A 14721-nucleotide genomic window follows, 5' to 3' on the forward strand; every position below is an offset into this window, starting at 1 on the left:
TAATTCTTAGGATAAAAATGAAAATTATTTTTTTAACTTTTTTTATTGTGATAAATTATATCCAAGCAGCTAGTTTAGAAGAAATCAAAACAGCACTAGCTAAAGAATTTAGAAATAATTTTCCTAAAATTATAATTTCTCAAATTGATTTAAAAATAACATCATTGCCTAAAGATTTTGATCAATATGAATTTCTAAGAATCGCTAATGGGCGTTTTAATCAAGCACAAGGCTTTTTAAGGGCTGAATTTAAAACTCCGCAAAATATACAAAAAAATGTATTTTTTAGATATTTCATTCAAGCAAATTTAGAAGTTTTAAAAAGCGAACGCGCTATAAAAAGAGGAGATAAACTTGGAGCTTTTGACTATAAAAGCGTATTGATTGATTTTGATAAAGTTCCTTTAAATGCCTTAACCTTAGATGATGTAGATAATCTTGTAGCTAAAAGCAATATTAACAAAAACGCCATTTTAAGAGCAAATATGTTTAAAACCACAGCTTTAATACGCCGAAATGATCCTATAATCGGAGTTTTAAGTGAAGCAAATGTTGATGTTTTAATCGAACTTGTGGCTTTGCAAAGTGCAAATATGGGCGAAAGGATTCGTGCAAAAAACAAAGAAGGTAAAGTTATGCAAGGCATCGTAGTGGGTAAAAATAGGATGATTATACAATGAAGGTTTTATTAGGAATTTCTGGTTCAAGCAGTGTCAATTTAGGCTTAAAATTATTAAAAAATTTAGAAAATCAATGCGAACTTTATTGTATTTTAACTCAAGGTGCAAAACTTAGTTTCAAAGCTGAAAATGAAGCAAATTTAGAAGAAATTTGTCAAGAAAATTTTAAATACACTCATTTTTTAGATGATAAAAATTTAAGTCTAAGTGTAGCAAGTGGATCTTTTGGAATAGAAAAAACTATCATTGCTCCTTGTTCGATTTCAAGTTTAGCAAAAATTCACGCTGGTTTTGCAGACACTCTTTTAATGCGTGCTGCAGCAGTGGCCTTAAAAGAAAGAAAAAAACTCATCTTAGGCGTACGTGAAATGCCTTTTTCTACTTTAAATTTAGAACATATGTTAAAACTTAGCCAAATGGGAGTTATTATCGCACCTCCTATTATCGCAAGTTATTCTAAAGCAAACAATCTAGAACAAATGGAAAATTTTATCGTAGGTAAATGGCTAGATCTTTTAGAAATAAAACACAATTTATATGAAAAATGGCAAAATTTTTAGTTTAAATTTGTTATATTTTTAAAAAAAATTGGAGCAAAAATGACTTGTTTATATCCTGGGACTTTTGATCCTATTACCAACGGACATTTGGATGTTATCAAACGAGCTTTAAAAATTTTTGATGAAGTCATCGTTGCCATAGCAAAAAGTGAACATAAAAAACCTTGCTATGATTTAGAAAAACGCAAAGAACTAGCCCTGCTTGCAACACAAAATTTAAAAAATGTTAAAATCATTGCTTTTGATAATTTACTTGTAGATTTAGCCAAAGAATTAAAAGTTAATACTATAATCCGTGGACTTAGAGCGGTGAGTGATTTTGAATACGAATTGCAAATTGGCTATGCAAATCACGCACTTTGGGAAGATATGGAAACCATTTATCTTATGCCAAGTCTAAAACATGCTTTTATTTCAAGTTCTATTGTTCGCTCTATAGTAGCACATGGGGGTGATGTAAGTTCTCTTGTTCCAAAAGAAATTCTACCTTTTTTAAAGGATCAATCTTGTATGTAGTTTTTGAAGGTATTGACTGCGTAGGAAAAAGTACGCAAATTTCACTTTTAAAAGAAATTTATAAAGACGCCATTTTCACACTCGAACCTGGCGGAACAGAACTTGGAAAACATTTAAGAGAAATTTTACTTAATAAAACTCATCCTATTAGCAAAAGAGCTGAACTCTTGCTTTTTTTAGCTGATCGTGCTCAACATTTTGAAGAAATCTTAAAAACCAATCAAAACAAACTCATTATTAGCGATAGAAGTTTTATTTCAGGCATGGCTTATGCCAAAGATTTTGAAAACGATTTGCTTTTTGCTTTAAATAGTTTTGCTTTAGAAAATTTTTTTCCACAAAAAATTATCTTTTTAAAAGGAGATGTAAACCTTATCCAAGAACGTCTCAGTCAAAAAGAACTAGATAGCATAGAAAAACGTGGCATTGAGTATTTTTTAAGCATACAAGATAAACTCGAAAAAGTGCTTTATTTTTTAAAAGAAAAAATTTCTATAGAAATTTTAACACTTGACGCAAAAGAAAGTAAAGAAAAATTACACCAACAAATAAAGGAATTTTTACAATGATTAACGCTTTAAAAGGAATGAAAGATTTATTAGATAAAGATGCATATTATTATGAAAAAGTGATTAAAATCTGTGAAGAAGTAGCTAAAAACTATAGCTTTACTTTTATCAACACACCGCATTTAGAACTTTGCACCCTTTTTAAAAGAAGCGTAGGAGAAAGTTCTGATATAGTAGGCAAAGAAATGTATGAATTTATCGATAAAGGCGAAAATCATGTTTGCATGCGTCCTGAAGGAACTGCTGGGGTGGTGCGTGCCTATATAGAAAAAAAACTCGATAAAAACACTAGTGTGAAAAGATGGTTTTATCATGGTTCCATGTTCCGCTATGAAAGACCCCAAAAGGGACGCTTAAGAGAATTTCATCAATTTGGCGTTGAAAGTTTTGGAAACGCAAGCGTTTATGAAGATGCAAGTATTATTTTAATGTTAGTAGAAATTTTTTCACGCTTAGATATTAAATTTAGACTACTGATTAACTCTTTAGGTTGTTTAGAATGTATGCCAAAATATCGTGAAAATTTGATACATTTTTTAGATAGCAAAAAAGGTTTTTGCGAGGATTGTTTGCGTAGAAAAAACTTAAATCCCATTCGTGTTTTAGACTGTAAAAATGAGCATTGTCAAAGCTTACTTAATGATGTTCCGCTTTTAAATCAAAATTTATGCTCATCTTGCCAAAAAGACTTTGAAATTTTACAAAGCGTTTTAAAAGAAAACGGAGTGGATTTTGAAGTGGATTCTAAACTTGTTAGAGGGCTTGATTACTACTCTAAAACGGCTTTTGAATTCATTAGCGATGAAATTGGTGCAAAAGCTGCTATTGCTGGGGGCGGAAGATATGATAGACTTATTGAATACCTTGATGGAAAAAGTGGTTTTGGTGTAGGTTTTGCCATGGGTATAGAAAGAATTATAGCTATTTTAGAACAAAAAGAAGAAAAGGTTCAAAGAGAAGGAATTTATCTTTGTGCTATGGATGAAATTTATATCCAAAAACTTTTGCATATCGCTACAAATTTAAGAAAAGAACATAAAGTGCTTTTAAGCTATGAAGCAAGAAAACTAGCTAAACATCTTGAAAACGCGGATAAAAATAATGCTGAAATTTTTCTTTGTATGGGAGAAAATGAAGCACAAAATGAAAGTTTGTTTTATAAAAATTTAGCAAAAAAAGAAGAAAAAATGATTAAAATTTCAGACTTAAAGAAGGTTTTATAATGGATTATGGTATTGATATTTGGGGAAATGAAAATTTCATTATCAAAAATGGTAAAGTTTGTATCAATCATGAGAAAAAACCTGCTATTATTGATATAGTTAAAGAATTAAGAGATGATGGATACAAGGGACCTTTACTTTTAAGATTTCCTCATCTTATTCAAAAACAAATTGAAAATATTTACGGAAATTTCAATAAAGCAAGAAAAGAATTTGGCTATAAAGGAGGATTTAACGCTGTTTATCCTTTAAAGGTAAATCAATACCCTGGTTTTGTAAAAAATCTTGTAAAGCTTGGAAAAGACTATAACTACGGACTTGAAGCAGGTTCTAAAGCAGAGCTTTTACTCGCTATGGCTTATAATAATGAAGGTGCACCTATTACAGTAAATGGCTTTAAAGATAGAGAACTTATCAATATAGGCTTTATCGCAGCTGAAATGGGACATAATATCACTTTAACCATAGAAGGACTTAATGAACTTGAAGCTATCATAGACATAGCCAAAGAACGCTTTAAACCCAAACCAAATATAGGCTTACGTGTGCGTTTGCATTCTGCTGGAGTTGGAATTTGGGCAAAAAGCGGTGGGATTAATTCTAAATTTGGACTTACATCCACTGAACTCATAGAAGCAGTAAATTTACTCAAAGAAAACAAACTTTTAGAACAATTTACCATGATTCACTTTCATCTAGGCTCACAAATTACCGAAATTCATCCTTTAAAAAAAGCCTTAAACGAAGCAGGAAATATTTACACAGAACTTAGAAAAATGGGAGCTAAAAATCTAAAAGCTATCAATCTTGGTGGCGGTTTAGCTGTGGAATACTCACAATTTAAAAATGAAAAAAGTAGAAATTATACCTTAAGGGAATACGCTAACGATGTAGTTTTTATCCTAAAAAATATAGCTGAACAAAAAAAAGATTTAGAACCTGATATTTTTATAGAAAGTGGGCGTTTTGTAGCAGCTAATCACGCTGTTTTAATCGCTCCTGTATTGGAGCTTTTTTCTCAAGAATATGCAGAAAACAAACTCATACTTAAAAAACAAAATCCAAAACTTATCGATGAGCTTTATGATCTTTATAAAAGCATAAAACCTTCCAATGCATTAGAATACTTGCACGATAGCATAGATCATTTAGAGAGTATTTTAACTCTTTTTGATTTGGGCTATGTCGATTTGCAAGATCGCTCCAATGCTGAAATTTTAACTCATTTGATTACAAAAAAAGCTATCTTACTTTTAGGCGATAAGCAAAATCCTGCGGATTTACTTGCCATACAAGATGAAGTACAAGAAAGGTATTTGGTAAATTTTTCACTCTTTCAAAGCATACCTGATTTTTGGGGTTTAGAACAAAATTTCCCCATCATGCCACTTGATCGCTTAGACGAAGAACCGACTCGAAGTGCAAGTATTTGGGATATAACTTGCGATAGTGATGGAGAAATTTCATACTCTAAAGATAAGCCTTTATTTTTACACGATGTAGATGTAGAAAAAGAAAATTATTTTCTAGGGTTTTTCCTTGTAGGCGCCTATCAAGAAGTACTTGGAATGAAACACAATCTTTTTACTCATCCTACTGAAGCTATTATAAGTATCAATGAAAAAGGCTATGAAGTTGAGGGGATTATAGAAGCACAATCCATACTTGATGCCTTAGAAGATTTAGACTATGATATACACGCTATTATGGATATACTTAATGAACGCATAAGCAATTCCAAGCTTGTAAATGACAAACAAAAAAAACATATTTTAGGGGAGCTTTATCTCTTCTTAAATGATAATGGTTATTTAAAAAGCATAGGAGTTTAGATGAATTTTTGGGGTATTATAAAAGAAGATTTTTCTCAACCAAAGGTGCAAGATCCAGCTTTTAATTCTTGTATAGAACTTTTTTTTAATTACCCTGGAGTATGGGCTGTGGTAAATTACCGTTTTGCACATTTTTTTTACATAAGAAATTTTAAACGCATTGCCAGAATGATTAGTGGAATTTCGCAATTTCTAACTGGAGTAGATTTACATCCTGGAGCAGAACTTGGAAGACGTATTTTTATAGATCATGCCAATGGGGTGGTTATAGGCCAAACAGCGATCATAGAAGATGATGTTTTGATTTATCAAGGAGTTACTTTAGGTGGAACAAGTCTTGAAAAAGGCACTAAACGTCATCCAACCATAAAAAAAGGAGTGATCATAGGTTCAGGCGCAAAAGTACTTGGCAATATCACCATAGGAGAAAATGCTAAAATAGGTTCAAATGCCGTAGTTGTTAAAGATGTAGGTGCAAATTTAACTGCCGTTGGAATTCCTGCTTATATTATCGAAGAGCGTAAAAATAAAAACATTAGAGCCATAGATGCAAATTGCGATGATAAATTAGAAAAGCTAGAAAATAAAATTTTAGAACTTGAAAATCTTATATTAAAACGACCTGAATCACAAAAATAATAATTTTTATAATACATAAAATTATATGTATTATTATGCGTATTAATTTTTCCTAAAAATTAATACAAATTTTCACATTTATTGAATTTTATAACTCATTTTTAAATTAAATTTATTACAAAAATGCAATTTTCTGCTAAAATTAAACAAAAATTATTAAGGATTGAAAAATGCTTACAAAAAGATCTCAAGTTTTAGAAGAATCTATCACTTTAGCTATCACCGCACTTGCCAATGAACTTAAAGCTAAAGGCGAGGATATCATTAGTTTTTCAGCAGGCGAACCTGATTTTGACACACCGCAAACCATCAAAAATGCCGCTATAAGTGCTATTGAAAAAGGATGTGGAAAATACACTGCTGTTGCGGGAATTCCTGAAGTATTAAAAGCTATTCAAATCAAATTTAAAAAAGATAATAATCTTGATTACGAAACAAATGAAATCATCACCAATGTAGGTGCAAAACACTCTCTTTTTGAATGTATAGAATGTTTAGTAGAAAAAGATGATGAAGTCATTATCCCTAGTCCTTACTGGGTAAGCTATCCTGAAATGGTAAAATTTGCAGGTGGAAAACCTGTATTTATAGAAGGCTTAGAAGAAAATGGCTTTAAAATTACCGCTGAACAATTAAAAAAAGCTATCACAGCTAAAACCAAGGTTTTAATGCTAAATTCTCCTTCAAATCCTGTGGGATCGATTTATTCTAAAGAAGAATTAACTCAAATTGCTAAAATTCTAGAAGGAACGCAAATTACTGTTTTAAGTGATGAAATGTATGAAAAACTTCGCTATGATGGTTTTGATTTTGTAGCTTTTGCAAGTGTAAGCGAAGACGCTTTAAAACGCACTGTGACCATTAACGGACTTAGTAAATGTGGAGCTATGCCAGGATGGCGTTTTGGCTATATGGCAAGCAAAAATAAAGCCCTAATTTCAGCTGTTAAAAGACTTCAAGGACAAAGCACTTCAAATATTTGCTCCATTACTCAACATGCAGCCATTCCTGCTTTAAATGGAAAATGTGATAAAGATATAGAAAAAATGCGTCAAGCCTTTGAAAAACGCCGTAACTTAGCTTTAGATATGCTTAAACAAATCCCAAATATCAGTGTTTATAAACCAGAAGGTGCTTTTTATCTTTTTGTAAATATACAAAAAATAGAAAAAGATTCTATGAAATTTTGCCAAAAATTACTTGAACAAGAAAAAGTTGCCGTTGTTCCAGGCATAGGTTTTGGCACGGATGGATACTTTAGACTTTCTTATGCCACAAGCGATGAACTCATCGAAAAAGGTTTAGAAAGAATAGCAAATTTCATTGCTTCTTATTAAGCCCTAAAGCCTTAAAATTACTTTAAGGCTTTTTAAGCACAGCATTTACTCTTTGAATACTATCTGATTTATTTAAACTCAATCTTATTATAGAATTTTCTAATCCACCTAAAGAATGCGCTACATTTGCCTCTAGGCTTATCATATCTAAAGCATTTAATTCAAATTTTTCCTTTTCCACTTCAAACCAAATTTTACCGCTTAAAACTTGAATATGTATAGCAAAAGGAGCTTTATGCTCTTTCATCACACTATCTTTAGCTAATAAAATTTGAATTTCTTTACCTTTTTCATTGTCAATTAAAACATTGATTTTTACTTCTTTTGGGCTAAATTCCGCCCTATTCCATTGAATAATTTTCACAAAATCTCCTTTTTTAGTTTTATAAAACTATAGCAAAAACCAAAATATAGATTATAAACTTGTGTTAATTTATCCTTCTTTTCACCAAAAATCCTGTTTAAATTTAGCCCTTATTTCATAAGCCTCGCCCATTTTTGGTGTGATAAGGGGTAAATCTAAATTTTTATAAAGAAATTTTACTACTTCATTCCACGCGTGAGTTCCTGCTAAAAATCTCCCCCAATGTATAGGCATGACAGCTTTTGCATTAAGATCTTTTGCTTCTTTTAAAATTTGCTCAGGAAAAGAGTGCGAATATGGCCAAGCGATATTAAACTGTCCACTTTCAAGACAAGCTAAGTCAAAACCTCAAAATACTCACCTATTTTTTTAAAATGTGTAAAATACCCTCCATCTGCACTAAAAAACACTCTCTTACCTACACTTAAAAATTCCATCACAAAAGAAGCCCAAAGGGTTTTGTTTTTACCATCTCCCCTACTTGAACTGTGTTGTGCAGGTGTTGCAATGATTTTTAAATCATCAAATTCTATTCCACTCCACCAATCAAGCTCTATGATTTTTTTCTCACTCACCCCATAACTTTTTAGATAATTTCCCACTTTTAAAGGAGTAATAAAAATTTTAGCCTTATCTTTTAAAGCTTTTACACTCTTAGCATCTAAATGATCAAAATGCGAATGCGTGATAATCACAGCAAAAATTTTATTAAAATCATTTACATTATAAACAGGAGCATTTTTAAAAGCCTTGTTGATAAAAAAAATAGGCGAAGCATGAGTGTTAAAAATAGGATCAATCAAAATTTTATATTCTTTAAAACTTATAAAAAGCGAAGAATGTCCAAGCCAAGCAATATGCGAGGTGCTAAAATCACTCAAATCAGGCTTAAAAAAAGGCAATTTAAAAGAAGGAATGGCGTTTTTTGGGTAAAGATAATAATACCTCAAAATTTCTTTAAAAGACACTTTAGGAGTTATAAAACTTTGCTCGTTTTCATTAAGAAAAAATTCATATTTTCTACCCTGCACTTTTTTAGCTTTTGATCGTTGCGCATTAGAAATATCAAAGGTTTTAAATGATAAATTCAAATTTTTCCTTTTATGTTTATCAAGATTATATCTAAAAAGTTTTTAGACTAATTTTATTTTATTGCTAAGTTTTTAGTTTGCTTGTGTTAAAATAAGTAAATTAAATACTAGGTAAAATGATGCAAAAAGAGAATTTATATAAATTAGACAAAATAATTCAAGAAATTGATTTTATATTTGAACAAACTAAAGGCGAACTTGTGCAAGCTTTAAAAAATGAAACCAAACAAAAAGCTATTTTCATGTCCCTAATCAATATTAAAGAAACAATAAAAAATATTCAAGATAGCGAAGATACTGAAGTTATGGTAATTTTTCGCGAAGAAGATATGAAAAGACTCTCAAAAAGTAGAAATATTGCGGCTCATAATAGTCAAGCTATGGATTTAAATATCGTAACAAACCTTATTCGCTATGATTTGCCAAAGCTCAAACAAAATATTGTTAATTTTAAAAATAATCCACATAATTTCAATTTTATTTCAAAAGAAAAAAACACCAAGAAAAAAATACTAAAACCACTGGAAGTATTGATTATTTTTTTATTTATATGTATTTTATCTTGCATTGTTTTTATCACCTACTTTTTACTTAATAAATCTTCTAAAAATATAAGACAAGAAAATTCTTCGTATAGCTTTCATACAAACTATTTTTATTCCCTAGAACCTTTTACTCTTAACCTATCACAATCTGGCAGACAAAAATATATACATTGTGCTATTGATTTGGAATTAACAGGTAAGATTTCTTCAGAAAATTTTACAAGAATTTTGCCTGTTATTAGAGATATCATTATTCAAACCATTCTAGCAAAAGAAATACAAGAAAATGAATTATCTGATTTTAAATTAGAACTTCAAAGAGAATTGCTTAAAAAAATCAATGAAAAATTAGGTAGTAAGCTAATAAAAGGATTATATTTTAAAGATTTTGTCATTTCCTAAAAATTTTTAAAAAATTTTCAAGCCTTTTAAAAAGGCTTGAATGAAGATTTTGAAAGATTACTCAACTTCAGCGTCGATTACATCGTCATCTTTTTTCTTTTTATCGTTCGCTGCATTTGGCTCATCTTTTTTATACATATTTTCAGCTAACTTATGAGAAACTTCACTTAAAGCTTTCATTTTGCTTTCAATCTCTTCTTTGCTTGCATTTTGATTTTTCAAGGTCTCGCGCAAATCATCAAGAGCCTTTTGGATATTTTCTTTATCAGCAGTGGCAACTTTTTCACCCAACTCACTTAAAGATTTTTCTACTTGATGAGCCAAGCTATCAGCTGCATTTCTAGCATCTACAGCTTCTTTGCGTTTTTTATCTTCTTCTTTGTGAAGTTCAGCATCTTTTACCATGTTGTTAATTTCTTCTTCGCTAAGTCCGCTTGAACCTGTGATTTTGATCTCTTGAGCCTTACCTGTTGCTTTATCTTTTGCACTAACAGTTAAAATACCATTTGCATCGATATCAAAAGTAACTTCGATTTGTGGCATACCGCGTGGTGCTGGTGGAATTCCTTCAAGATTAAAATTTCCTAAAGATTTATTATCACGACTAAATTCTCTTTCCCCTTGTAAAACATTGATAGTTACAGCACTTTGATTATCTTCAGCGGTTGAGAAAACTTGCTCTTTTTTAGTTGGAATAGTTGTACCTTTTTCGATAATCTTAGTCATTACCCCGCCTAGAGTTTCTATACCCAAAGAGAGCGGAGTAACATCAAGTAAAAGCACATCTTTTACATCACCTTTTATAACCGCACCTTGAATCGCCGCACCAATAGCCACAACTTCATCAGGATTTACAGACTTGTTAAGATCTTTATTAAAGGCTTTTTTCACTTCTTCTTGCACTAAAGGAACACGAGTAGAGCCCCCTACCATAACAATTTCTTTAATCTCATCTTTTTTAAGACCTGCGTCACTTACTACTTCATTGATTTTAGTGATGGTTTCAGCCACTAAAGAATCAATCATACCTTCAAATTTAGCTCTAGTAAGTTTTTTAACCAAATGTTTTGGCCCACTTGCATCTGCTGTGATAAATGGTAAATTAATTTCAGTTTCATTAGCTGAGCTTAATTCTTTTTTAGCATTTTCCGCTGCTTCTTTCAAGCGTTGTAAAGCCATAACATCATTTTTAAGATCTATGCCTGTTTCATCTTTAAATTCATTAGCTAGAAAATCTATAAGTTTATTATCAAAATCATCGCCACCTAAGAAAGCATTACCACCCGTTGCTAAAACTTCTACTACATTATCGCCAGTTTCAAGCACGGTAACGTCAAAAGTTCCCCCACCTAGATCATAAACCACGATTTTTTCACTATCTTTTTTATCAAGTCCATAAGCTAGAGCTGCTGAAGTAGGCTCGTTGATAATTCTTAATACATTAAGTCCTGCTATTGTTCCTGCTTCTTTTGTCGCTTTTCTTTGCGCATCGTTAAAATATGCAGGCACAGTAATAACCGCATCTACAACACTCTCGCCTAAGAAAGCTTCAGCATCTTCTTTTAGTTTCATTAAAACTTTTGCTGAAATTTCTTGCGGAGTATAAATTTTACCTGCGATCTCAATCGCACAAGCACCATTTCTTTCAGTGATATGATAAGGAAGTCTTGTTTTAGCTTCTTTGGCCGCGTCTTCATTGATCATCAAACCCATAATTCTTTTAATAGAATAAATAGTTTTTTCAGGGTTAGTCACCGCTTGGCGTTTTGCACTATCTCCTACTAAAACCTCGCCTTTATCTGTAAAAGCTACCACAGAAGGAGTTGTATTTTTACCTTCTTTATTTGGGATTACTTTACTCTCACCACGTTCATACACAGCAACACAAGAATTGGTTGTTCCTAAATCTATACCTATAACTTTACTCATTTTTTATCCTTTTTATTAAAATTTATTTTGCTACACTAACTTTAGTTGGGCGGATTACGCGATCGGCTATTTTATAGCCTTTTTGAAGCACGGTAACCACTTCACCACTTTGATGATTTTCACTATCTACATGAAACATTGCCTCATGTAAATTTGGATCGAACTCTTTTTCTTCTTTAATAAGAGCCACTCCATGCTTTTCAAGTTTTTTAAGAAACAAATCTAAAGTGTTTTGCACTCCTTCTTTGATTTTTAAGCTAATTTCATCATGGCATTCGACATTGATAGCTGCTTCTAAAGCATCTAAAACATCAAGCAAATCCTTTGCAAAGCTTTCATTTGCATAAGCCATAGCACTTAGCTTTTCTTTTTCCATTCTTTTTTTAATATTTTCAAATTCAGCGTTTGCACGCATAAATTTGTCTTTTAATTCATCATAGTCTTTTTGCAATTTGTTTTGCTCAACATCTTCGATATTTTGCAAATTCTCATCTTGCAAATGTTCAGAATTTTCTGCGTTTTCGTTTTCAAATTCTTGCTTTTGCTCGCTCACGCCGCCTCCTTTATGTATTGTAATATTTTTTTATAATCCGTATAAACACTACCTGCTAAGATAATATTTACATCTTCGCCCAAAAACTGCGCATCCACCTTAAGCCCCATAAAACCTTCTTTAAATAAAGGTTCAAATTCAAGACTTTCTTTAAAATAACGATGAACTCCGCAATCTAAGAGCTTAACAAATTCATCATTTTGATAAATTTGATAAGCTCTTTCTTCATTACTTCTATAGCAAATCAAATTTTGTCTTAAGCTAGCTATTTTTTCTACAAGATCCATAAAATGAACTCTCAAAGCTATTTTTTCTATACTAAAAAGATCTAATCCTATAAGACTTTGTAAAAAATTCCATGCTTCTTTTTCATATTTTAAAACGAGCTCTTCTTCTTTAAAATCAAGCACTATAAACTTAGCATTTAGATCAAGCGCTTCTTTAAGTACTAAGCTTCTACCACCATAAACAAGACAATAAATTTCAAATTCTTTACTCAACTCTTTTAAAAAATTCTCACTTTTGATATTGATATCTTGATCTTGTTCTTTTTTCCAAAAACTTTGCCAATAATTTTGCATTGTCAAAATAGTAGGAATTCTACCGCTACTTATATGAAGCTGAGTGATCAACCCTTCGTCGCTAAGTCTTTTAAGATAGACGCGTATAGTTGAAGCAGGGATACAAAGATTTAAATTTAATTCATTTGAACCAATAGGAACATTATCCAAAAGATAAGTTTGGATGATAGAATCTAAAATCAAATCCTTTTTATCTCGGCTTTTCATAGCTCTTTCCTTAAATTTTTAGCACTCTATTTTTTGATTGCTAGAAGTATTATACAACATTGAGTGTTATTTTGTCAAGTATAAATATAAAAAAATATACTTAATTTTATTTAGTCTATATGACTAAACTTTTATTAGTTATTTTTTATAAAAATACAATATATCAAAATAAAAAATAACAATACACTTTACAAGATAATTATAAAAACTAAGCCCAAATTTTAATTAAATCAGCTATTTTTCCATAACTTGTAGAATTTGTATCAAAATAAGTTTGCTTCATTTCGTTGACAATTTCACTAAGATTGTTATAATTAAGTTTAGTTGCATCTTCAGGTTTTAAACCTAGCATTTTTGCACTTCTTTGTTTGAATAAATCAACAAAACCTTCATAGAAAATTTTAAATTTATCCAGATTAAAAACAAGTTTTTTATTACCAGTTTCTTTATCTTCAACTTCATCAAAAATTTTATCAGATAATTGCATTTTAAGTAGAGATTTTTCATCTTCACTTAAATCATCATATTTTACACCTTTACCTAATTTATCCAAGATATCTTTAATTTCTATTGTATTAGTTTGATTAAATTTAGTTAAAGTTAACATACCTACACTTTCAGTCCATCCAGAATTTGGAGCTTTGGTTTTTACTGCTTGCATGCCAGTTTCGCTAAAACTAAGCTTCCCATTAAAATCTCCATCTTTTCTTATCATTTTATCAAGCTCTAAACCTATAGTTCTACCAGCATAATCTGTATCCTTGGTATCATCTGGGCGCATTTCTCTAAAATCTTTTTCAAAACCAAATAGAGTATCCACGCTACCATTTAATTGTGTATAAGATTGCACAAAAAGTCCTAAATTTGTTTCCTGTGCTACAAAACCACTTTTCGTATCTTCAAGTTCATAATCTTCTAAATATCCATCATTATTTCTATCACTAGCCACATAAGCTCTAGTATATGCTATATCAGCATACCATCCAGACACGAAATTTTCAGCTTTTCCACTTAATATATATGATCCATCAAGTCTTTTAGTCATATCTTCTTTGTCAAATTCAATCCCCATTTTATTAATAGCTGTTGAACTTAAAGCACTACGAACGAGTTTATTTGTAATAGGATCTCTAAAATATATAGTAGTCATACCTCTTTCAGCTTTTTTTACTTTATCACTTACCTTTTGATTGAAAACTTTTTCATCTTCTAATCTTTGAAGCATAGTTTGAGCTACATCTGTTTTTTGCTCTTGAAATGAAGAGGAATTTTCGTCTTTTTCATTAAGAATATTTGGTTTTAAATTCAACTTAAAAGATTTGTATACACTAGCTTGCTGAGAAGATTTAGATATGGGTTGAAAATGATTAAGAAATTTTATAAAATCCATTTTGATGCCTTCAAATTTTCGACATCTTTTCAAAAATATTGCTAATATATTTTATTTAATTTTAACTTATAAAATTTTAAATTTTATCCTCTATTATTTTCCAAACCCCTAAAAACACCCTATTCTCTCTAAAAACCCTAACCAGCAACAAACTCTTTTTTAAACACTATTCTAAGTGTCATCTAAAACAACAATAAAAATAAACATAGGATTTATATATAAAGTAAGTAATGAAGACATTTAACAAGTCCGCAATGAGCTACTTTCCCCCTGCCAGTAAGGCGTAGTATCATCACCCACGAT

At 30.7% G+C, this 14721-nt stretch carries 14 protein-coding genes and 1 pseudogene; 9 read left to right on the forward strand and 6 right to left on the reverse strand.

The annotated features are described in order from the left end of the window. The first annotated feature begins 17 nt into the window (after positions 1–17). From flgA to AJ930_RS08420, 8 genes are all read left to right on the forward strand, one after another. Positions 18–680 carry a flagellar basal body P-ring formation chaperone FlgA gene (gene flgA / locus AJ930_RS08385; protein WP_002852578.1) on the forward strand — a complete coding sequence of 221 codons (663 nt, stop codon included), beginning with the start codon at positions 18–20 and terminating at the stop codon, positions 678–680. Further along, the gene (locus tag AJ930_RS08390; protein ID WP_002871446.1) at positions 677–1240 is read left to right on the forward strand and encodes a UbiX family flavin prenyltransferase; all 564 of its coding nucleotides are present in this window, start codon (positions 677–679) and stop codon (positions 1238–1240) included. The genes flgA and AJ930_RS08390 overlap by 4 nt, the downstream gene beginning before the upstream one ends. Positions 1241–1279: 39 nt before the next feature. Beyond that, positions 1280–1756, forward strand: coding sequence for a pantetheine-phosphate adenylyltransferase (gene coaD, locus AJ930_RS08395; RefSeq protein WP_002852633.1), 477 nt, complete (start codon positions 1280–1282; stop codon positions 1754–1756). Continuing rightward, a complete protein-coding gene (gene tmk / locus AJ930_RS08400; RefSeq protein ID WP_070233308.1) occupies positions 1747–2325 on the forward strand; it encodes a dTMP kinase in 579 nt (192 codons plus the stop codon). Before coaD ends, tmk begins: the two co-directional genes overlap by 10 nt. Next, positions 2322–3548: a histidine--tRNA ligase gene (gene hisS / locus AJ930_RS08405; protein ID WP_070233307.1), complete on the forward strand. Its 1227-nt coding sequence runs from the start codon at positions 2322–2324 to the stop codon at positions 3546–3548. The genes tmk and hisS overlap by 4 nt, the downstream gene beginning before the upstream one ends. Then, on the forward strand, positions 3545–5380 hold the full coding sequence (gene speA / locus AJ930_RS08410) for a biosynthetic arginine decarboxylase (protein WP_032595244.1): 1836 nt from the start codon (positions 3545–3547) through the stop codon (positions 5378–5380). Before hisS ends, speA begins: the two co-directional genes overlap by 4 nt. Continuing rightward, positions 5381–6019, forward strand: a complete 639-nt coding sequence (cysE, locus tag AJ930_RS08415; RefSeq protein WP_070275170.1) for a serine O-acetyltransferase — start codon at positions 5381–5383, stop codon at positions 6017–6019. Positions 6020–6189: 170 nt separating this feature from the next. Then, a complete protein-coding gene (locus AJ930_RS08420; protein WP_070275171.1) occupies positions 6190–7356 on the forward strand; it encodes a pyridoxal phosphate-dependent aminotransferase in 1167 nt (388 codons plus the stop codon). 22 nt (positions 7357–7378) lie between these two features. Here AJ930_RS08420 and AJ930_RS08425 read toward each other — a convergent pair whose 3' ends face one another. Together AJ930_RS08425 and AJ930_RS08430 are read right to left on the reverse strand one after the other, a co-directional pair. Next, positions 7379–7720 carry a cupin domain-containing protein gene (locus AJ930_RS08425; protein WP_044794551.1) on the reverse strand — a complete coding sequence of 114 codons (342 nt, stop codon included), beginning with the start codon at positions 7718–7720 and terminating at the stop codon, positions 7379–7381. A gap of 81 nt (positions 7721–7801) precedes the next feature. Then, a pseudogene (locus AJ930_RS08430) lies at positions 7802–8811 on the reverse strand (MBL fold metallo-hydrolase). Between the two features lie 119 nt (positions 8812–8930). Between AJ930_RS08430 and AJ930_RS08435 the strand changes: the two are divergent. Then, positions 8931–9758 (forward strand): flagellar basal body-associated FliL family protein, encoded by an 828-nt coding sequence (locus AJ930_RS08435; RefSeq protein WP_250535418.1) that lies wholly within the window; start codon positions 8931–8933, stop codon positions 9756–9758. 57 nt (positions 9759–9815) lie between these two features. On the opposite strand, the gene dnaK is transcribed toward AJ930_RS08435, so the two are convergent. From dnaK to AJ930_RS08455, 4 genes are all read right to left on the reverse strand, one after another. Beyond that, positions 9816–11687: a molecular chaperone DnaK gene (gene dnaK, locus AJ930_RS08440; RefSeq protein ID WP_002861408.1), complete on the reverse strand. Its 1872-nt coding sequence runs from the start codon at positions 11685–11687 to the stop codon at positions 9816–9818. Between the two features lie 22 nt (positions 11688–11709). Continuing rightward, a complete protein-coding gene (gene grpE / locus AJ930_RS08445) occupies positions 11710–12240 on the reverse strand; it encodes a nucleotide exchange factor GrpE (protein WP_070233303.1) in 531 nt (176 codons plus the stop codon). Continuing rightward, complete coding sequence (locus tag AJ930_RS08450) at positions 12237–13028, reverse strand: HrcA family transcriptional regulator (RefSeq protein ID WP_070275172.1); 792 nt, start codon at positions 13026–13028, stop codon at positions 12237–12239. The genes grpE and AJ930_RS08450 overlap by 4 nt, the downstream gene beginning before the upstream one ends. A 208-nt stretch (positions 13029–13236) precedes the next feature. Next, complete coding sequence (locus AJ930_RS08455) at positions 13237–14418, reverse strand: hypothetical protein (RefSeq protein ID WP_070233301.1); 1182 nt, start codon at positions 14416–14418, stop codon at positions 13237–13239. Positions 14419–14721: the final 303 nt, after the last annotated feature.

It is taken from the genome of Campylobacter sp. BCW_6871, assembly GCF_001762325.1.
Lineage (GTDB): Bacteria > Campylobacterota > Campylobacteria > Campylobacterales > Campylobacteraceae > Campylobacter_D > Campylobacter_D jejuni.

Coding starts and splice junctions, on each gene's coding strand:
- AJ930_RS08450 (WP_070275172.1), bottom strand. CDS start 13,028: ATGAAAAGCCGAGATAAAAAGGATTTGATTTTAGATTCTATCATCCAA.
- dnaK (WP_002861408.1), bottom strand. CDS start 11,687: ATGAGTAAAGTTATAGGTATAGATTTAGGAACAACCAATTCTTGTGTT.
- coaD (WP_002852633.1), top strand. CDS start 1,280: ATGACTTGTTTATATCCTGGGACTTTTGATCCTATTACCAACGGACAT.
- AJ930_RS08435 (WP_250535418.1), top strand. CDS start 8,931: ATGCAAAAAGAGAATTTATATAAATTAGACAAAATAATTCAAGAAATT.
- cysE (WP_070275170.1), top strand. CDS start 5,381: ATGAATTTTTGGGGTATTATAAAAGAAGATTTTTCTCAACCAAAGGTG.
- hisS (WP_070233307.1), top strand. CDS start 2,322: ATGATTAACGCTTTAAAAGGAATGAAAGATTTATTAGATAAAGATGCA.
- AJ930_RS08455 (WP_070233301.1), bottom strand. CDS start 14,418: ATGGATTTTATAAAATTTCTTAATCATTTTCAACCCATATCTAAATCT.
- AJ930_RS08420 (WP_070275171.1), top strand. CDS start 6,190: ATGCTTACAAAAAGATCTCAAGTTTTAGAAGAATCTATCACTTTAGCT.
- flgA (WP_002852578.1), top strand. CDS start 18: ATGAAAATTATTTTTTTAACTTTTTTTATTGTGATAAATTATATCCAA.
- AJ930_RS08390 (WP_002871446.1), top strand. CDS start 677: ATGAAGGTTTTATTAGGAATTTCTGGTTCAAGCAGTGTCAATTTAGGC.